This window comes from Streptomyces sp. 840.1, from assembly GCF_003751445.1.
Classification (GTDB): Bacteria; Actinomycetota; Actinomycetes; order Streptomycetales; family Streptomycetaceae; genus Streptomyces.
Window position 1 is genome coordinate 412,704 of the sequence record NZ_RJUU01000001.1, and the last position, 18,409, is coordinate 431,112.

Genomic DNA, 18,409 nt, shown 5'->3' on the forward strand with positions numbered 1-18,409 from the left:
GCGCATGACACGTGACCGGCGGCAATCGTGTCACGGACGGGGCGGGTGCGGCAGGGCGGAAAGACGTGAACGGCGCACTCCCGCCGTATGACTGACGCGTTATCAGCCCTGCGCGGCGGGATACGCCGCGTCCGCGTCCCGCCCGGCCCGGCGGCCTGACGGGTCCCGACGGCCTGACGGGCCGCTCGGCCGCCCCGCTCAGGCCTCCCCGGTCAGTCCCGCCACCAGCTCGTCCGCCGCCGTGTACGGGTCGAGCCGGCCCGCCACGATGCGCTCGGCCAGAGCGCCCAGGCGCCGGTCGCCGTGCAGGTCCCCGATGCGTTCGCGGAGCCGGGTGACCGCGATCGTCTCGACCTCGCGGGCGGCGCGGGAGGCACGGCGCCCGGCGAGCACCCCGTGCTCCTCCATCCACGCCCGGTGCTTCTCCAGCGCCTCGACGACCTCGTCGATGCCCTCGCCCCGGGCGGCGACCGTCTTCACGATCGGCGGCCGCCAGTCGCCGGGGCCCCGGGACTCCCCGAGGCCCAGCATGTGGTTGAGCTCGCGGGCGGTGGCGTCGGCGCCGTCCCGGTCCGCCTTGTTGACCACGTACACGTCGCCGATCTCCAGGATCCCGGCCTTGGCCGCCTGGATTCCGTCGCCCATACCGGGGGCGAGGAGGACGACCGAGGTGTCGGCCTGGGAGGCGATCTCCACCTCCGACTGGCCGACGCCCACGGTCTCCACCAGGATCACGTCGCAGCCCGCCGCGTCCAGCACCCGGATGGCCTGCGGGGCCGACCAGGCGAGGCCGCCCAGGTGGCCCCGGGTGGCCATGGAGCGGATGTAGACGCCCGGGTCGGAGGCGTGGTCCGACATCCGGACCCGGTCGCCGAGCAGCGCGCCGCCGGAGAACGGTGACGACGGGTCGACGGCGAGCACGGCGACCCGCTTGCCCTGCCGCCGGTACGCGGAGACGAGCGCCGAGGTGGATGTCGACTTGCCGACACCGGGCGAGCCGGTCAGGCCGACGACGTAGGCGTTGCCCGCCAGCGGCGCCAGGGCCGCCATCACCTCACGCAGCTGCGGCGACGCCCCCTCCACCAGGGAGATGAGCCGGGCCACCGCCCGCGGCCTGCCCTCGCGGGCCTGCTCCACCAGGGTGGGGACGTCCACCATCACCGCTCCGTTCACTCACTCGCTCGCTGCGTGTTGTGCGTACTGCGTACTACTTGCCCGGTACGCGGAGGATCAGCGCATCGCCCTGACCGCCGCCGCCGCACAGCGCCGCCGCTCCGGTACCGCCGCCGCGCCGCTTCAGCTCCAGCGCAAGGTGCAGCACCACCCGGGCGCCGGACATCCCGATCGGGTGGCCGAGCGCGATGGCACCGCCGTTGACGTTGACCTTCTCGGAGGTCACGCCGAGGTCCTTCATGGACTGGACGGCGACGGCCGCGAACGCCTCGTTGATCTCGATGAGGTCGAGGTCCCCGACGCCGATGCCCTCCTTCTTGAGGGCGTGCCGGATCGCGTTGGACGGCTGCGACTGGAGCGAGTTGTCCGGGCCCGCCACATTGCCGTGGGCGCCGATCTCGGCGATCCAGTCCAGGCCCAGCGACTCGGCCTTGGCCTTGCTCATGACGACGACCGCGGCGGCGCCGTCGGAGATCTGCGAGGAGGTGCCCGCGGTGATCGTGCCGTCCTTGGCGAAGGCCGGGCGCAGCTTGCCGAGCGACTCCGCGGTCGTGTCGGCGCGGATGCCCTCGTCCTTGGAGAAGAGGACCGGGTCGCCCTTGCGCTGCGGGATCTCGACCGGGGTGATCTCGGCCTCGAAGATGCCGTTCTTCTGGGCGGCGGCGGCCCGCTGGTGGGACTGGGCGCCGATCTCGTCCTGGGCCGCACGGTCCAGGCCGAGGCGGGTGTTGTGCTTCTCGGTGGACTCACCCATCGGGATGTTCTCGTAGGCGTCGGTCAGGCCGTCGTACGCCATCGAGTCGAGCATCTCGATCGCGCCGTACTTGTGGCCCTCGCGGGACTTCGGAAGCAGGTGGGGGGCGTTCGTCATGGACTCCTGGCCGCCGGCCACGACGATGTCGAACTCACCCGCCCGGATCAGCTGGTCGGCCAGCGCGATGGCGTCGAGCCCGGAGAGGCACACCTTGTTGACGGTGAGCGCCGGGACGCTCAGCGGGATGCCCGCCTTGACCGCGGCCTGCCGTGCCGGGATCTGCCCCGCCCCGGCCTGCAGCACCTGGCCCATGATCACGTACTCGACCTGCTCGCCGCCGATGCCGGCCCGCTCCAGCGCCGCCTTGATGGCGAAGCCTCCGAGGTCGGCCCCGGAGAAGCTCTTCAGTGAGCCGAGGAGACGGCCCATGGGCGTACGGGCGCCCGCGACGATCACGGAAGTCGTACCGGTCGTTCCTGACATGAGGCACAGCCCCTTGGATTGGTTGTGAACGAGGGTGGGAGGGGCCCGTACATGAGGGGCGGCGTCACAGGGCCGGGCACGCCCGTCTGCGGCGTTGTCGTCGGTCGGCATGGCTCCGCCATGCCTCCCTCCTCCGCCTTGCAGCTGCACGCACCGGGCCCTGCTCCTTCCTCCACCCCTCATGTACGGGCCCCTCCGCTTGAATGTACTGAGCGGTACCCGGCCCGTCATCCGGCGGCGGGTGTGATCGCGCGCACGTTGCGTAACCGCCCCCGGAGCGCTGCACTGTTCCCATGCTGACGCGAATCGACCACATCGGGATCGCCTGTTTCGACCTCGACGCCACCGTCGAGTTCTACCGCTCGACCTACGGGTTCGAGGTGTTCCACTCCGAGGTCAACGAGGAGCAGGGCGTACGCGAGGCCATGCTCAAGATCAACGAGACGTCGGACGGCGGCGCCTCCTACCTCCAGCTGCTGGAACCGACCCGGGAGGACTCCGCGGTCGGCAAATGGCTGGCCAAGAACGGTGAGGGCGTGCACCACATCGCGTTCGGTACGGCGGACGTGGACGCGGACGCCGCGGACATCCGCGAGAAGGGCGTCAGGGTGCTGTACGAGGAGCCCAGGACGGGTTCCATGGGGTCCCGGATCACCTTCCTGCACCCCAAGGACTGCCACGGCGTCCTGACCGAACTGGTCACGTCCAGGACAGAGCACTGAGGACAACAGCTTCTCAGGGATACCCGGCCCGGTAGAGTGGGCTGTTCCGGGCCGGGGCCGGGTCGGGGCCGCGCCGCGTCCTCAGCCGTTGATCTGTCACCATTCCCCGGGGGGACCGTTCGCCGGCGAACGGTACTCATGTGGAGTTTGCGACCAGGGTTGGGGCCTCCCCCTGCTCAGTGGGGCATCCCCTGCTCCAACGAAGTTGAGAGCTTGGGGAAAGAGTTCAGAGCTCGGGGAAGGATGGGACCGCGCAGTGCGGGGCTACGAACGCCAGGAGAGCCACCGGGCTGAAGACGACCATCTCTCGCGGTTCGAGGCCGAGATGGACCGGCTGAAGACCGACCGGGAGAAGGCCGTCCAGCACGCCGAGGACCTCGGTTACCAGGTCGAGGTCTTGCGCGCCAAGCTGCACGAGGCCCGCCGCAGTCTGGCGACCCGTCCCGCGTACGACAGCGCGGACATCGGCTACCAGGCGGAGCAGCTGCTCCGTAACGCCCAGGTCCAGGCCGAGCAGCTGCGCAGCGACGCCGAGCGCGAGCTGCGCGACGCCCGCGCGCAGACGCAGCGGATCCTCCAGGAGCACGCCGAGCACCAGGCGCGGCTCCAGGCCGAGCTGCACAACGAGGCCGTGCAGCGGCGCCAGCGGCTCGACCAGGAGCTGGCGGAGCGCCGCCAGACCGTCGAGTCCCACGTCAACGAGAACGTCGCGTGGGCCGAGCAGCTGCGGGCCAGGACCGAGTCCCAGGCCCGCCGGCTCCTCGATGAGTCACGGGCCGAGGCCGAGCAGGCGCTGACCGCCGCCCGTGCCGAGGCCGCCCGGCTGGCGGACGAGACGCGGCAGCGGCTGGGCTCCGAGGCGGAGTCCGCCAGGTCCGAGGCCGAGTCGATCCTGCTGCGGGCCCGCAAGGACGCCGAGCGGATGCTGAACGCCGCCTCCAGCCAGGCGCAGGAGGCGACCAGTCACGCCGAGCAGCTGCGTTCGTCGACGACGGCCGAGACCGAGCAGACCCGGCAGCAGACCGCCGAGCTGAACCGGACCGCCGAGCAGCGCGTGCAGGAGGCCGAGACGCAGCTGCGCGAGGCCCGGGTGGAGGCCGAGAAGGTCCTGTCCGAGGCGAAGGAGGCCGCGGTCAAGCGGCTGGCCGGCGCCGAGTCGCAGAACGAGCAGCGCACCCGTACCGCCAAGTCGGAGATCGCCCGGCTGGTCGGCGAGGCCACCAAGGACGCCGAGTCGCTGAAGGCGGAGGCCGAGCAGGCGCTCGCCGACGCCCGTGCCGAGGCGGACCGGCTCCGTTCCGAGGCCGCCGACAGCGCCCGCACCGCCGCCGCCGAGGACGCCGCGGCCCAGCTCGCCAAGGCGGCCCGCGCCGCCGAGGAGGTGCTGACCAAGGCGTCCGACGACGCGAAGTCGACCACCCGCGCCGCGGGCGAGGAGGCCGAGCGGATCCGCCGCGAGGCCGAGTCCGAGGCGGACCGGCTGCGCGGCGAGGCCACCGAGCAGGCCGACCAGCTCAAGGGCGCGGCCAAGGACGACACCAAGGAGTACCGGGCCAAGACGGTCGAGCTCCAGGAGGAGGCACGCCGGCTGCGCGGCGAGGCCGAGCAGCTGCGCTCCGAAGCGGTCGCCGAGGGTGAGCGGATCCGCGGCGAGGCCCGCCGGGAGGCCCTCCAGCAGATCGAGGAGGGCGCGAAGACCGCCGAGGAGCTCCTCGCCAAGGCGAAGGCCGACGCGGAGGAGCTGCGCGGCGCCGCCGGCACCGAGAGCGAGCGGGTCCGCACCGAGGCCACCGAGCGGGCGGCCACGCTGAAGAAGCAGGCGGACGAGGCCCTTCAGCGGGCCCACGCCGAGGCCGAGCAGCTGCGCACCGAGGCCGAGGAGCTGGTGGAGGCGACGACGTCCGCCGCCGAGCAGGCCGCGGCGGAGCTGCGCGAGGAGACCGAGCGCGCGGTCGCGGCGAGGCAGGCCGAGGCGGCCGACGAGCTGACCCGGCTGCACACCGAGGCCGAGACCAGGCTCGCCACGGCCGAGCAGACGCTGGGCGAGGCCCGCACCGACGCGGAGCGGATCCGGCGCGAGACGAACGAGGAGTCCGAGCGGCTGCGCACCGAGGCCGCCGAGCGGCTGCGCACCCTCCAGGAGCAGGCCGAGACCGAGGCCCAGCGGCTGCGCGACGAGGCCGCGTCCGACGCCTCGCGCTCCCGTGCGGAGGGCGAGTCCGTCGCCGTGCGGCTGCGGAGCGAGGCGGCCGCCGAGGCGGAGCGGCTGAAGACCGAGGCGCAGGAGAGTGCCGACCGGGTGCGGTCGGAGGCCGCGGCCGCCGCCGAGCGGGTGGGCACCGAGGCCGCCGAGGCGCTGGCCGCCGCCCAGGAGGAGGCGAACCGGCGCCGCCGCGAGGCCCAGGAGACGCTCGACGCCGCGCGCGGCGAGGCGAACCAGGAGCGCGAGCGGGCCCGCGAGCAGAGCGAGGAGCTCCTCGCCTCCGCCCGCAAGCGGGTCGAGCAGGCGCAGGCCGAGGCGCAGCGGCTGGTCGAGGAGGCGGACAGCCGGGCGACCGAGATGGTCTCCGCCGCCGAGCAGACCGCCCAGCAGGTACGGGACGCGGTCAGCGGTCTCCAGGAGCAGGCCGAGGCGGAGATCGCCGGGCTGCGCTCCACCGCCGAGCACGTCGCGGAGCGGACGAAGTCCGAGGCGCAGGAGGAGGCGGACCGGGTCCGCGCCGACGCGCACGCCGAGCGGGAGCGGGCCGGCGAGGACGCGGCCAGGATCCGTTCGGTCGCGAAGGAGGAGACCGAGGCCGCCAAGGCGATGGCCGAGCGGACGGTCTCCGACGCGATCGCGGAGTCCGAGAAGCTGCGGTCCGACACCGCGGAGTACAGCCAGCGGATGCGTACCGAGGCGTCCGACGCCCTGGCGTCCGCGGAGCAGGACGCGGCGCGCAGCCGTGCCGAGGCCCGCGAGGACGCCAACCGGATGCGGTCGGACGCGGCGGTCCAGGCCGACCGGCTGCTGGCCGAGGCGACGGCGGAGAGCGAGCGCGCCGTGGCGGAGGCGGCGCAGCAGGCGGCCCGCATCGGCGACGAGGCGGCGAGCGAGTCGGAGCGGCTGCGGGCGGAGGCGGCGGCCACCGTCGGTTCCGCGCAGGAGCACGCGGTCCGCACCCGCGAGGAGTCGGAGCGGCTGCGCAGCGATGCCGAGGCGGCGGCCGAACAGATGCGTGCCGAGGCCCGCCAGGAGGCGGACCGACTGCTCGACGAGGCCCGCGAATCGGCCTCCAAGCGCCGGGCCGACGCCGCCGAACAGGCGGACCAGCTGATCAACAAGGCCCAGGAGGAGGCGCTGCGCGCCGCCACCGAGGCCGAGGAGCAGGCCGACACGATGGTCGGGGCTGCCCGGAACGAGGCGGTCCGGATCACCTCCGACGCCACGGTCGAGGGCAACTCCCTGGTCGAGCGGGCCCGGACGGACGCGGACGAGCTGCTGGTCGGCGCGCGCCGGGACGCCACCGCCATCCGGGAGCGGGCCGAGGAGCTCAGGACCCGCCTGGAGAGCGAGATCGAGGAGCTGCACGACCGGGCCCGGCGGGAGACCTCCGAGCAGATGAAGACGGCAGGCGAGCGCGTCGACAACCTGATGAGGGCGGCGACCGAGCAGCGCGAGGAAGCTGCGGCGAAGGCCAAGGAACTGCTGTCCGACGCGAATTCGGAGGCGAGCAAGGTCCGGATCGCCGCCGTGAAGCGGGCCGAGTCGCTGCTCAAGGAGGCCGAGCAGAAGAAGGCCAGCCTGGTGCGCGAGGCCGAGAAGCTGCGCTCCGACGCCGAGGCCGAGGCCAAGCGGACGGTGGACGAGGGCCGGCGCGAACTCGACGTCCTGGTACGCCGGCGCGCGGACATCAACACGGAGATCTCCCGTGTCCAGGACGTGCTGGAGGCGTTGGAGTCTTTCGAGACCCCCGCGGCGGGCGGTAAGGGCGCCGACAGCGCCAAGGCCGGCGCGGCAGCGGGCACTCGTTCGAGTGGCAAGCCGTCCGATGGGTAGGACCTGTCCGGCGGGCTTCCGCGGTCCGGCACGGACGTTCAGCCCCCCGGGTGGCAAGGCTTGCGCGGGTTAGCCACTCAAAAGGGGTGTCATTCTCCAGATCAAACACGCATCTGCTCGATGACACGCCGTCCGGGCCCCTAGGATTCCCTCTATCACCTCACCGGTCTTACTTCGACAGGAACCCCATGAGTGACCCTTCCTCCCCCTTCGGCTTCGAGCTCGTGCGGCGTGGTTACGACCGCGGTCAGGTGGATGACCGCATTACCAAGATCGTCGCCGACCGTGATAGTGCTCTCACCCGCATCACCTCGCTGGAAAAGCGCATCGAGGAGCTGCACCTCGAAACGCAGAACGCACAGGCCCAGGTGAACGACGCGGAGCCGTCGTACGCCGGTCTCGGCGCGCGCGTGGAGAAGATTCTCCGCCTTGCCGAGGAGGAGGCGAAGGACCTGCGAGAAGAGGCCCGTCGCGCCGCCGAGCAGCACCGCGAACTCGCCGAGTCCGCGGCCCAGCAGGTCCGCAACGACGCCGAGACGTTCGCCGCGGAGCGCAAGACCAAGGCCGAGGACGACGGCGTCCGCATCGTCGAGAAGGCCAAGGGCGAGGCCACCACGCTCCGCTCGGACGCGCAGAAGGACGCCGCGCAGAAGCGCGAGGAGGCCGACGCGCTCTTCGAGGAGACCCGCGCCAAGGCCGCCCAGGCCGCCGCGGACTTCGAGACCAACCTGGCCAAGCGCCGCGACCAGTCGGAGCGCGACCTCGCGTCCCGTCAGGCCAAGGCCGAGAAGCGTCTGGCCGAGATCGAGCACCGCGCCGAGCAGCTCCGCCTGGAGGCCGAGAAGCTCCGTACGGACGCCGAGCGCCGGGCCCGTCAGACGGTGGAGACCGCGCAGCGCCAGTCCGAGGACATCGTGGCCGACGCCAACGCGAAGGCCGACCGGATCCGCAGCGAGTCCGAGCGCGAGCTGGCGGCGCTCACCAACCGCCGCGACTCGATCAACGCTCAGCTGACCAACGTCCGCGAGATGCTGGCGACGCTGACCGGCGCCGCCGTGGCCGCCGCCGGCACCCCCGCCGACGAGGAGCCCGCCTCGCGCGGCGTTCCGGCCCAGCAGACCCGCTGACGTCAGGAGCGACGCGGCAACGACCGGTGGTCCCCCGACACACCGGCCGGTCCGATTCCGACGCGCCCGGTTCCACCTTTCTGGTGGCGCCGGGCGCGCGGCCGTTCTAGCGTGAGCGCATGATCGAGCTCGATGGCCTCACCAAGCGTTTCGGCAGCAAGGTTGCCGTCGACCAGTTGTCGTGCCGGATCAAGCCGGGAATGGTGACGGGTTTTCTGGGTCCCAACGGGGCGGGCAAGTCCACCACCATGCGGATGATGCTCGATCTCGACAACCCCACCAGCGGATCGGTGCGGATCGACGGCAAGCACTACCGCGAGCTGGAAGAACCCTTGAAGTACATCGGTGCGCTGCTCGACGCCAAGTCGATGCACGGCGGTCGCAGCGCGTACAACAACCTGCTCTGTCTCGCACAGAGCAACCGCATTCCGCAGAGCCGGGTGGCGGAGGTGCTCGACACCGTCGGCCTGAGCGCGGTGGCGAAGAAGAAGTCCAAGGGCTTCTCGCTCGGAATGGGGCAGCGGCTGGGGATCGCCTCGGCGCTGCTCGGTGATCCCGAGATCCTGATGTTCGACGAACCCGTCAACGGTCTGGACCCGGAGGGCATCCACTGGATCCGGAACCTGATGAAGGCGCTCGCCGCCGAAGGCCGGACGATCTTCGTCTCCTCGCACCTGATGAGCGAGATGGCACTGACGGCGGATCATCTGATCGTGATCGGCCAGGGCAAGCTGCTGGCCGACACCTCGATGGCCGACTTCATCCACCAGAACTCCCGCAGCTACGTGCGACTGCGCTCGCCGCAGCAGGAGCGGCTGCGCGACGTGCTGCACGCGGAGGGCCTCGTCGCGGTCGAGTCGGGCAACGGCACGCTGGAGATCGACGGCGCCACCACCGAGGACCTGGGCGAGCTGGCCGCCCGGCACTCCATCGTGCTGCATGAGCTCAGTTCCCAGCGGGCCTCGCTGGAGGAGGCGTTCATGCAGATGACGGCGGACTCGGTGGAGTACCACGCGCACTCGGAACGAGGAGCCGCGCCGCCGCCGGTGGGACCGCACTGGGGCGACCAGTGGGATCAGCCGCCCGGCGCCGCCCCCGGTCCGCCCGACGGCACTCCCGGGGCCCCCGGCGGGTCCGGCACCGGAAAGGGGGCGTGACGACGATGGCATCGGTACCCGCGGTCCTGACCTCCGAATGGACCAAGATCCGTACGGTCTCCTCGACCACCTGGACGCTGATCTCCGCGTTCGTCGTCACCGTGGCGATGGGCGCCGCCCTCTGCGCGGTGATGAACTCCCAGTTCAACGACCTCTCCGACGCGGAGCGGGCCACCTTCGACCCCACCTTCATCAGCTTCTCCGGGATGATCCTCGGTCAGCTGGCGATGGTGGTCTTCGGTGTCCTGGTGGTCGGCACGGAGTACAGCTCGGGCATGATCCGCGTCTCGCTGGCGGCCGTGCCGCAGCGCACCACGTTCCTCTTCAGCAAGATGCTGGTGGCCGGGGTGCTGGCCCTGGTGGTCGGTCTGGCCACCAGCTTCGTCACGTTCTTCCTCGGCCAGGCCCTGCTGGGCGACCACGGCACGGACCTCGGCGCGGACAACGTGCTGCGGGCGGTCTTCGGCGGCGGCATCTACATGGGGCTGATCGCGGTCTTCTCCATGGCGGTGGCGACGATGCTGCGCAGCTCGATGCTGTCGCTCGGCATCCTGATGCCGTTCTTCTTCCTGGTCTCGCAGATCCTGTCGGCGGTGCCCGGTGCCAAGAAGGTGGCCCAGTACTTCCCCGACCAGGCCGGTTCCAAGATCATGCAGGTGGTGCCCGACGCGATGAACAGCGATCCGGCGCCCTACGGGCCGTGGGCCGGGCTGCTGATCATGGTGGCGTGGGTGGCGGCCGCGGTGATCGGCGGCTTCCTCGTACTGAAGAAGCGGGACGCCTGACGGCCGGTCCCGCCGGAGGCCGTGGACCCCGGTCCGTGGGCTCCGGCGGGGCGCGCCGCCGCAACGGCTTGGCCGGAACCGTAAAGGCCTGGTTATCCTCCTAACTCTTACGGGGGCCGTGCGGCCGGACGGCCTGGGCCCCGACGACAGATAAGTCGATGGGGCTGGAGCATGATCGAGGCAGTCGGCCTGACCAAGCGCTATGGCGCGAAGACGGCCGTGTACAACCTTTCCTTCCAGGTGCGGCCAGGCACCGTCACCGGATTCCTCGGTCCCAACGGGTCGGGCAAATCAACGACCATGCGCATGATGCTCGGCCTGGACCGGCCGACCGCCGGTCATGTGACGATCGGTGGCCACGCCTACCGCAGCCTGCCGAACGCGCCGCGCCAGGTGGGCGCCCTGCTGGACGCCAAGGCGGTGCACGGCGGCCGCAGCGCCCGCAACCACCTGCTCTCGCTTGCCCAGCTCGCCGGGATTCCCCCCACACGGGTCGACGAGGTGCTCGGTGTCGTCGGCCTCCAGGACGTCGCCCGCAAGCGCTCCAAGGGCTTCTCTCTCGGCATGGGGCAGCGACTGGGCATCGCGGCCGCGCTGCTGGGTGACCCTCAGGTGCTGCTCTTCGACGAACCGGTCAACGGCCTCGACCCGGAAGGCATCCTCTGGGTCCGCAACCTGATGAAGATGCTGGCCTCCGAGGGCCGTACGGTCTTCGTCTCCAGCCACCTCATGAGCGAGATGGCGCTCACCGCCGACCATCTGATCGTGATCGGCCGGGGCCAGCTGATGGCCGATATGAGCATCACGGACTTCATCTCGGCCAACTCGGCCGACTTCGCCCGGGTCAGGGTCCAGGACAACGGCTCCGAGCAGCGGGAGAAGCTCACCGCCACCCTCACCGAGGCCGGCGGCCAGGTCATGCACGAGCCGGACGGCGCACTGCGGATCACCGGGCTGAAGCTGCCCCGGATCAGCGATCTCGCCCATGACTCCGACGTACGGCTGTGGGAGCTGTCGCCCCACCAGGCCTCGCTGGAGGAGGCGTACATGCGGCTGACGCAGGGCGCCGTGGACTACCGCTCGACGGTGGACCAGCGGGCGGGGCTGCAAGCGCCGCAGCCGACGGCGGGATACGGGCAGCCGCACCCCGGGTACGCCCCGCCGCAGGCCGCCGCCCCCGACGTGCCGCAGCAGGGCTGGTACGCCCCGCCGCCGCCCGGGGACAACCCGTACGCGGCCCCGTCCGGCCCCGGCGGCCCGGCGGCCGCAGCCCCGGCCCAGCCGCCGGTGGCGCCCGCCGCCGCTCCTGCCCCTGCCCCTGCCCCTGCCCCCACCGCTCCTGCTCCCGCCCCGGCAGCGCCCGCCGCGGCTCCGGCAGACCTGACCGCGCGCGACACCAGCGAGGACCCCCGATGACAACGCCGTCCACGCCGCAGACGCCGTTCCAGCAGCAGGCGTACCAGTACCAGCAGCCGCCCGCACCGCAGCAGTACGCGGGGGCCGGCTTCTACACCTCGCCGATCCCGGTGCGCCGGGCCACCCTCGCCGATGCGCTCGCCTCCGAGTGGACCAAGATCCGTTCGGTGCGCTCGACGATGTGGACGCTCGGCGTCCAGATCGTGCTGCTGCTCGCCATCGGCCTGCTCTCGGCCATCGCCGTCGACGCCTCGGACACCGACCTGGGCTCCACCCCTGTGCTCAGCCTCGGCTTCTTCGGCGTGCTGCTCGGCTCGATCTGCGTGATCACGCTGGGAGTGATGACGATCGCCTCGGAGTACGGCACCGGGATGATCCGCACGACGATGACGGCCTGCCCCAGCCCCGGCCGGGTGCTCGCCGCGAAGGCCATCGTCTTCTTCCTGCTCACCTTCGTCCTGACCACCGTGATGACCTCGGTGGTCGCGGTGCTCCAGACGGCCATCCTGGACGCCGATACGCCCAGCGGTGCGGACTGGCTGCGCAGCACGGTCGGAGTCGGCCTCTACACCGCGACGCTGGGGCTGCTCTCGCTGGCGGCCGGCGCGCTGATCCGGCACTCGGCGGGTGCGATCACGCTCATGATCGGCGTGGTGCTGCTGCCGCTCGTCCTGGCGATCTTCATGTTCGCCGAGTCGCTCGCGAAGGTCCAGAAGTGGCTCCTGGAGTACTCGATCCCCAACCAGCTCAGCAACTTCTACGACACCTCGGTCACCGGGTCGGGGCCGTCCGGCTGGGAGCCGCTGTGGATCATTCTCGTGGTGACCGCCCTGGCCATGGGCGGCGCCTATCTCGCGATGAGCCGCCGCGACGTCTGACCGGCCACCGCCCGGTGACGTACACCGGAGGCGGAACGCCTGTTCAGTAGCGAGGCGCGTTCCTGGACCGCTGCACCCGGGTGGTGCGGCGGTCCCTCGCGTTCCAGCACGCCTTGTGCCAGTGCCTGCGGTCCTCGATGCCGCCGTACTCGGGCCAGGCCACCAGGTGCGGGACGCCGGAGGGGATCTCCTGGTCGCAGCCGGGGCACCGGTAGCGCTTGCCCGCCGCGCTCGCGCCGCTCACCGGACGGACGGACCAGTCCTCGCCCTGCCACTCCTCCGCGCGCCCGCCACCCCCGTACCGGTCCCCCACCGCTCCGGCGCTGTCGGTGGGGCTCTCGCCGCCTCGGGGGCGGTTGCGGCGCGGGGACACGTGACACCTCACGGGGCAGGCTGGGCAGTTCCCGTCCAGCGTAGGGCCATTCGGCCGGGGCATATGTACCGCACCGCGCGGCTCCGGACCCGGGGCGGGACGGGTTACCGGAAAATCGCAACAACTTCATGCCCGACCGTGCCTTTGGCACGTGTCAGACGTTGTTGCCAGCAGGGGAGAGCCGCGTCGGCCGCAAGGAGGCATTAGGCGATGCGTGTGGGAACGTTCGTACTGGCAGCCCAGTTCCCGGGGCAGGGGCCGGGGGAAGCGCTGCATCGCGCGATCCGGTCCGCCGAGGTCGCGGAGGAATCCGGACTCGACTCGGTCTGGCTGGCAGAACATCATTTCGTGCCGTACGGGGTCTGCCCGTCCGCGGTGACACTGGCCGCGCTGCTGCTCGGCCGCACCCGCAGGATCCGGGTGGGCACCGCGGTCAGCGTGCTGCCGACACAGCATCCGGTCGCGCTCGGCGAGCAGGCCGCACTGCTCCACCTCACCAGCGGCGGCCGGTTCGTCCTCGGCGTCGGCCGGGGCGGCCCCTGGATCGACCTGGAGGTGTTCGGCGGCGGCCTGGAGGCCTACGAGACGGGCTTCCCGGAGTCCCTGGGGCTGTTGCTCGACTGGCTGCGCGAACCGCGTGTGGCGGGCCGTGGGGAGCGTTACGGCTTCCCCGAGGTGGCGGTGGTGCCCCGCGCCGACGAGCTGTTCGACCCGGAGAGCGGCGAGAACCCCGGCGGCCCCGAGGTGGTCGTCGCGTGCACCTCGCCCAAGAGCGTGCGGCTCGCGGCCGAGAACGGCCTGCCGATGCTGCTCGGGATGCACTGCGGGGACGAGGAGAAGGCCGAGATGGTCGGCCTCTGGCGGACCGCCGCGCTGGCCGCGGGCCGCTCGCCGGAGAGCGTGCGGCGGGCCGGGCACGTGTCGGCCGGGGTGGCCCAGATCGCGGACCGCACCGAGGACGCCACCGAGACCCTGGTGAAGGCGATGCCCGGCTGGCTGCGCCAGGGCCTCGACGCCCATGTCACGGTCGACGGCCGGCACCGGGTGATGCGGGACCCGGTCGGCTATACGGAGATGCTGTGCGGCATTCACCCGGTGGGCCCGCCCCGGCTCGCCGCGGACCGGCTCGCGGCCACGGCTGAGCGCACGGGTATCACCCGCTTCGCGCTCCTGGTCGAGGGTTCGGGAGATCTGGTGGCCACGGAGGAGAACGTAGCGCGGCTGGGCACCGAGGTGCTGCCGCTCCTGAAATGACCGCCGGAATACGCTCTTCCGTCGTAAGAGGGGGAGCTGCCGCCCCGGACCAGTCGCACCTCCCGCGGCCCGGGACGGCAGCAGAGTCGTTCAGCAGTCCCGTAGTTCGGGCGACTGGTTGAGCAACTGGCCCCTCACCGAGGTGAACTTGGCCAGCCGGTCGTCGACCGAGGCGTCCAACGGGAACACCGCGACGCGGTGGCAGTTCTGGAATGCCAGACGCACCCCGAAGTGCCGCTGCAGCGCGCCGCGAATCGCATCACTTGCGAGTGCACGCAGCAGCTGGCCGCGTGCCTGCTCGCTGGGCGGCGGCGTCTGGTTGTCGGCGAACTCCCCGCCGTCGACCTTCAGCTGAGCCACCAGCGAGCTGATCATCTCCCACGCGAAGGGCAGGGAGGTCCGGACGCAGTCGACGAAGTCGGCTTCGTCGACCTCGCCTCGCTCGGCCTGTTCCAACAGCGCCGGTGAGACGTCGAGCGACATGGGTTCTCCTCTCGCGACCCCGACGGAGGGCCGGGGCCTTACGGGCAGGGAAGGAGGACGGCGACGCAGCGTGCACAGACGGCGACCTCCTGCATCCACGGTAAGGGCGCAGTCCGGGCCGCACCAGGAGATTGGGAACACAACCGGCCAATAACGAAGGGGTTCAAAGACGGACAAGCCAGATTCGGTCAGGTACGGGCGAGGGCGGAGTGACGGGTGGGTGAATCGCGTCGACCGCCGGTCGTCGAGTAGCGTTGCCCACCATGCGTCTCGTCATCGCCCGCTGCTCCGTGGACTACGCGGGCCGGCTCACGGCCCACCTGCCCTCCGCTCCCCGTCTGATCCTGGTGAAGGCGGACGGGAGCGTGTCGATCCACGCCGACGACAGGGCGTACAAACCGCTCAACTGGATGTCACCGCCCTGCACCCTGAAGGAGGGCGCCGACGACACCGAGGGCGTCTGGACCGTGGTGAACAAGGCGGGCGAAAAACTGATCATCACGATGGAGGAAATCCTCCACGACTCGTCCCACGAACTGGGCGTCGATCCGGGCCTGATCAAGGACGGCGTGGAAGCGCACCTGCAGGAACTGCTCGCTGACCGGATCGAGACCCTCGGCGAGGGCTACACCCTGATCCGCCGCGAGTACTTCACCGCCATCGGCCCGGTCGACATCCTGTGCCGCGACGCCGACGGCCAGACCGTGGCCGTCGAGCTCAAGCGACGTGGCGACATCGACGGCGTGGAGCAGCTGACCCGCTATCTGGAGCTGCTCAACCGCGATCCGCATCTCGCCCCGGTGAAGGGCATCTTCGCCGCCCAGGAGATCAAGCCCCAGGCCCGCGTGCTGGCGACGGACCGGGGAATCGGCTGTGTGGTCCTCGACTACAACGCGATGCGCGGCATCGAGGACGACAAACTCCGGCTGTTCTGACCCCTGGAGACCGGAACCCGCCGGACGGGCGGCATTTCAAGCCCGTCCGGCGATCGAGAACACCGCCTCGTCCCGGAGACCCGAACCCGCCGGACAGGCAGCACTTCAAGCCCGTCCGGCGATCGAGAACACCGCCTCGTCCCGGAGACCCGAACCCGCCGGACAGGCAGCACTTCAAGCCCGTCCGGCGATCGAGAACACCATCTCATCCCGAAGACCGGAACCCGCCGGACAGGCAGCATTCCAAGCCCGTCCGGCGATTGAGGACAAGGCGCCCGGCCCAGGCGCCCGCACCCCCGCTCAAGGCACCGCTCAGAGCACCGACGGGCTCCCCGACGGCTCCCCCGACTCCTCCGCACTCGCGCTCATCGCCCCCGAGGGCCCGCTCGCCGACGAGTCGGACTCACTCGGCTCGTCCGTCGCGGTGTCCGTGGGCGACGGCGACTCGCTCGCCGGCGGCGGCGTGGTCGGCGTCTCGCTCGCCGACGGCGACTCCGACTCGGACTCCGACGGCTCGGTCGGCTCGGACGACGTGTCCGTCGGGCTCGGCCTGTCGCTCGACGGCTTCCCCGGGGACGACGGGGTGGTGTCCGGCGGGGCACTCGACCCCGGGGACGAACCCCCGCCCCCGGCCGGCGCGGACCCGGTGCCCGTCGGCCCGGGTGTCGACGAGGTGGAGCCGGTCGCCGGGACGGACGGAGCCGTCCGGTCCGTCGGCTCCTCGGCCGGGACCTCGTTCTCGCTGTCGTCGCCCTCGCTCACCGACTGCTCGGTCGAGACGCCGGGGTCGTCCTGCGGATCGCTGTTCGACGTCAGACCGAGCGTCACCACCGTGCCGAGCACCCCGGCCAGCAGCACACCCGCGCCTGCGGCGACCAGGTTGCGACGCGCCCCGCCCAGCACCGCGAAGCGCCCGGCCGACCCGCTGCCGGGGCTCTTCGGAGCAGTCTGCCGGGGCAGGACGGTGGTCTCGTCCGCGTACGGCGCCCGCATGGTGACCGGTATGACGGACGTCGGGCCGGATGGCGACGCCTCGAAGCGGCTCGCCGCCGTCTCCTCGTCCGCCGGGCCCTGCCCCACCACCGCGGCGCCGGCCAGGTCGTCGACCAGAGCGAGCGCCCGGCGACCGGCCACTGCACCCGGCTTGTCGGCGAGCGCCCCACGCATGCTGATGGAGGTCTCCAGCTCGGCCCTGGCCCGGTCCGGATTGCCGGTGCAGAGGGCGAGTACGCCCAGCTCGTGGTGGAAGTAGGCCTCCTCGGCCACCTCACCGGCGATCCGCGCGGCTTCCTGGCCGATCCGCAGGGCCTTCTCCCAGGCGCTCCAGTGCAGACCCGCCGCGAAGGCGGGCGAGGCGCTGCGGGCCAGCAGCACGGCGACGCTGGTCTGTCCGGCGCCGTCCCCCGGCACCAGCTGGGTCATGGCCGCGACGATCGCGTCGGCCTCGGCGACCGCGCGTGCGGGGGTGACCGAGGGGTGACCGGCCCACCAGGCGTAGTGCTGGGCGGCCGTACGGGCCAGGCCCGTGGCCTCGTCCCCGTATCCGGCGGCCGCCAGCTGGGCGAGCACCCCGGCGGCCAGCCGGTAGCGGGAACCGGCCGGGGAGAGCAGTCCGCAGCCGGCCAGCTCTCCGAGCGCGGCATCGGCGTGGGTGTCCCCCACGAGGGCCGGCAGATGCGCCTGGTGCGGCACCTCGCCGCCCAGCGCGACCGCGAAGCGCAGGGTGTCGCGCGCGGCGCCGCTCAGCCGTGAGGCGAGCAGCGCGGCGGGGGCGGCGCCCTCCCCGAGGCTGGGCAGCGGCACATCGAGGGGCTCGGCGGGCAGCGGTGCCTCGGCGGGCCGGCTGTCGAGGTAGCCGTACTCGTCGTAGGCGGTGGGGTCGGCGCGCAGCAGGTCGCGCTGGCGCAGCAGGGCGCCCGCCTGGACGAAGCGCAGCGGGAGTCCCTCGGACTCGAACCAGAGGTCGCCCGCCCAGTTGGCCTCCTCCTCGGTGAGCGGCCGTTCGACCACCCGTTCCATCAGGACGACCGAGGCGTCGCGGTCGAGCCCGGTGAGGAAGACCTCTTCGAGGTGGGAGTCGGCGTCCGGCGCGGCGACGTCGGGCGTCGCGGCGAGCAGGAAGGCGCATTCGGGCGTCGCGTCGAACAGTTCGTCCAGCGCGGCGCCGCCGAACTCCAGGTCGTCCAGGACGACGACGGCGCCGGTGGTGCGGAGCTTCTCCAGCAGGAGCGTGCGGTCCGGGCGGTGCAGCGGTGCGTCGTGGACGGCGTCGAAGAGGCCGTGCAGCAGGTCGGTGACGGTCCGCTTGTGGCCGTTGAGCCGGACGACTCCGTCCGGTGCGAGTTGCGCGCAGTCCGCGGCGACCGCGTCCAGGAGCGCGGTTCGGCCGGATCCGGCCGGTCCGGTGAGCCGTACCGAGCGTCCGCGGGCCAGCAGGCGTACCAGCCGCTCGCGTTCGCCGTCGCGCTCCAGGAGGGGCAGCTGCGGGACGGGGGGTCCGGGCGGCACGGGGGGCGCGGCGGCGCGTTCGCGGTCGGTGCGCTCGGCGGAGGTGCGCCGGACCGGCTCGTCGGGGTGCTCGCCCGGCCGGACCGGTTCGACCTCGCTGCCGTCGACCGGGTTGACCGTGAGCAGAAGGCCGCCCGATATGAGCTGGACGATACGTGCCTGTTGCGGTGTTTGCTGACCGAAATCAGGCGTCAGCGGATCGCGTGAGGGCCGCCGGCGGCCGGCGTCCTGCGCGGAGCCTTCGCTGTCGTGGCCGTACTCTTCCGGCCCCCGGTGTGTCGGGTCCATCGCCAAAGCCCCCAAGACGCGTCGAGCGCGGTTG

14 protein-coding genes are annotated in these 18,409 nt (G+C 72.0%); 9 read left to right on the plus strand and 5 right to left on the minus strand.

Annotation, left to right across the window (positions count from 1 at the left end; translation table 11 throughout):
* Nucleotides 1-198: 198 nt before the first annotated feature.
* A complete protein-coding gene (meaB, locus tag EDD93_RS01790) occupies nt 199-1,158 on the minus strand; it encodes a methylmalonyl Co-A mutase-associated GTPase MeaB (RefSeq protein ID WP_185092189.1) in 960 nt (319 codons plus the stop codon).
* Nucleotides 1,159-1,207: 49 nt separating this feature from the next.
* Nucleotides 1,208-2,410, minus strand: a complete 1,203-nt coding sequence (locus EDD93_RS01795; protein ID WP_123523487.1) for an acetyl-CoA C-acetyltransferase — start codon at nt 2,408-2,410, stop codon at nt 1,208-1,210.
* A gap of 293 nt (nt 2,411-2,703) precedes the next feature.
* Between EDD93_RS01795 and mce the strand changes: the two genes are divergently transcribed.
* From mce to EDD93_RS01835, 7 genes are all read left to right on the plus strand, one after another.
* Complete coding sequence (mce, locus tag EDD93_RS01805; protein WP_123523489.1) at nt 2,704-3,132, plus strand: methylmalonyl-CoA epimerase; 429 nt, start codon at nt 2,704-2,706, stop codon at nt 3,130-3,132.
* Nucleotides 3,133-3,388: 256 nt separating this feature from the next.
* A complete protein-coding gene (gene scy, locus EDD93_RS01810; protein ID WP_123523490.1) occupies nt 3,389-7,171 on the plus strand; it encodes a polarized growth protein Scy in 3,783 nt (1,260 codons plus the stop codon).
* A 188-nt stretch (nt 7,172-7,359) separates the two neighbouring features.
* Complete coding sequence (locus tag EDD93_RS01815; protein WP_123523491.1) at nt 7,360-8,298, plus strand: cellulose-binding protein; 939 nt, start codon at nt 7,360-7,362, stop codon at nt 8,296-8,298.
* Nucleotides 8,299-8,417: 119 nt separating this feature from the next.
* Nucleotides 8,418-9,455, plus strand: a complete 1,038-nt coding sequence (locus EDD93_RS01820) for an ATP-binding cassette domain-containing protein (protein ID WP_123523492.1) — start codon at nt 8,418-8,420, stop codon at nt 9,453-9,455.
* A gap of 5 nt (nt 9,456-9,460) precedes the next feature.
* On the plus strand, nt 9,461-10,240 hold the full coding sequence (locus tag EDD93_RS01825) for an ABC transporter permease subunit (protein WP_123527536.1): 780 nt from the start codon (nt 9,461-9,463) through the stop codon (nt 10,238-10,240).
* Nucleotides 10,241-10,411: 171 nt separating this feature from the next.
* Nucleotides 10,412-11,656, plus strand: coding sequence for an ATP-binding cassette domain-containing protein (locus EDD93_RS01830; protein WP_123523493.1), 1,245 nt, complete (start codon nt 10,412-10,414; stop codon nt 11,654-11,656).
* Nucleotides 11,653-12,534, plus strand: a complete 882-nt coding sequence (locus EDD93_RS01835) for an ABC transporter permease (RefSeq protein ID WP_123523494.1) — start codon at nt 11,653-11,655, stop codon at nt 12,532-12,534. The genes EDD93_RS01830 and EDD93_RS01835 overlap by 4 nt, the downstream gene beginning before the upstream one ends.
* A 43-nt stretch (nt 12,535-12,577) precedes the next feature.
* Here the strand turns inward: EDD93_RS01835 and EDD93_RS01840 are convergent, their stop codons facing one another.
* Complete coding sequence (locus EDD93_RS01840; RefSeq protein WP_123523495.1) at nt 12,578-12,907, minus strand: ATP/GTP-binding protein; 330 nt, start codon at nt 12,905-12,907, stop codon at nt 12,578-12,580.
* Nucleotides 12,908-13,117: 210 nt separating this feature from the next.
* On the opposite strand from EDD93_RS01840, the gene EDD93_RS01845 reads away from it, so the two are divergent.
* Complete coding sequence (locus tag EDD93_RS01845) at nt 13,118-14,161, plus strand: LLM class flavin-dependent oxidoreductase (protein ID WP_123523496.1); 1,044 nt, start codon at nt 13,118-13,120, stop codon at nt 14,159-14,161.
* Nucleotides 14,162-14,251: 90 nt separating this feature from the next.
* Here the strand turns inward: EDD93_RS01845 and EDD93_RS01850 are convergent, their stop codons facing one another.
* Nucleotides 14,252-14,644: an SCO5389 family protein gene (locus tag EDD93_RS01850; protein ID WP_024490852.1), complete on the minus strand. Its 393-nt coding sequence runs from the start codon at nt 14,642-14,644 to the stop codon at nt 14,252-14,254.
* 263 nt (nt 14,645-14,907) lie between these two features.
* Here EDD93_RS01850 and nucS point away from each other — a divergent pair, with 263 nt between their 5' ends.
* A complete protein-coding gene (gene nucS, locus EDD93_RS01855; protein ID WP_123523497.1) occupies nt 14,908-15,579 on the plus strand; it encodes an endonuclease NucS in 672 nt (223 codons plus the stop codon).
* A gap of 312 nt (nt 15,580-15,891) precedes the next feature.
* Here the strand turns inward: nucS and EDD93_RS01865 are convergent, their stop codons facing one another.
* Nucleotides 15,892-18,375 (minus strand): ATP-binding protein, encoded by a 2,484-nt coding sequence (locus EDD93_RS01865; RefSeq protein ID WP_123523498.1) that lies wholly within the window; start codon nt 18,373-18,375, stop codon nt 15,892-15,894.
* Nucleotides 18,376-18,409: the final 34 nt, after the last annotated feature.

Bases quoted from the DNA above. Each gene is read 5' to 3' on its own strand.
- meaB (WP_185092189.1), bottom strand. From the start codon at position 1,158: ATGGTGGACGTCCCCACCCTGGTGGAGCAGGCCCGCGAGGGCAGGCCG.
- EDD93_RS01795 (WP_123523487.1), bottom strand. From the start codon at position 2,410: ATGTCAGGAACGACCGGTACGACTTCCGTGATCGTCGCGGGCGCCCGT.
- mce (WP_123523489.1), top strand. From the start codon at position 2,704: ATGCTGACGCGAATCGACCACATCGGGATCGCCTGTTTCGACCTCGAC.
- EDD93_RS01815 (WP_123523491.1), top strand. From the start codon at position 7,360: ATGAGTGACCCTTCCTCCCCCTTCGGCTTCGAGCTCGTGCGGCGTGGT.
- EDD93_RS01820 (WP_123523492.1), top strand. From the start codon at position 8,418: ATGATCGAGCTCGATGGCCTCACCAAGCGTTTCGGCAGCAAGGTTGCC.
- EDD93_RS01825 (WP_123527536.1), top strand. From the start codon at position 9,461: ATGGCATCGGTACCCGCGGTCCTGACCTCCGAATGGACCAAGATCCGT.
- EDD93_RS01830 (WP_123523493.1), top strand. From the start codon at position 10,412: ATGATCGAGGCAGTCGGCCTGACCAAGCGCTATGGCGCGAAGACGGCC.
- EDD93_RS01835 (WP_123523494.1), top strand. From the start codon at position 11,653: ATGACAACGCCGTCCACGCCGCAGACGCCGTTCCAGCAGCAGGCGTAC.
- EDD93_RS01845 (WP_123523496.1), top strand. From the start codon at position 13,118: ATGCGTGTGGGAACGTTCGTACTGGCAGCCCAGTTCCCGGGGCAGGGG.
- EDD93_RS01850 (WP_024490852.1), bottom strand. From the start codon at position 14,644: ATGTCGCTCGACGTCTCACCGGCGCTGTTGGAACAGGCCGAGCGAGGC.
- nucS (WP_123523497.1), top strand. From the start codon at position 14,908: ATGCGTCTCGTCATCGCCCGCTGCTCCGTGGACTACGCGGGCCGGCTC.
- EDD93_RS01865 (WP_123523498.1), bottom strand. From the start codon at position 18,375: ATGGACCCGACACACCGGGGGCCGGAAGAGTACGGCCACGACAGCGAA.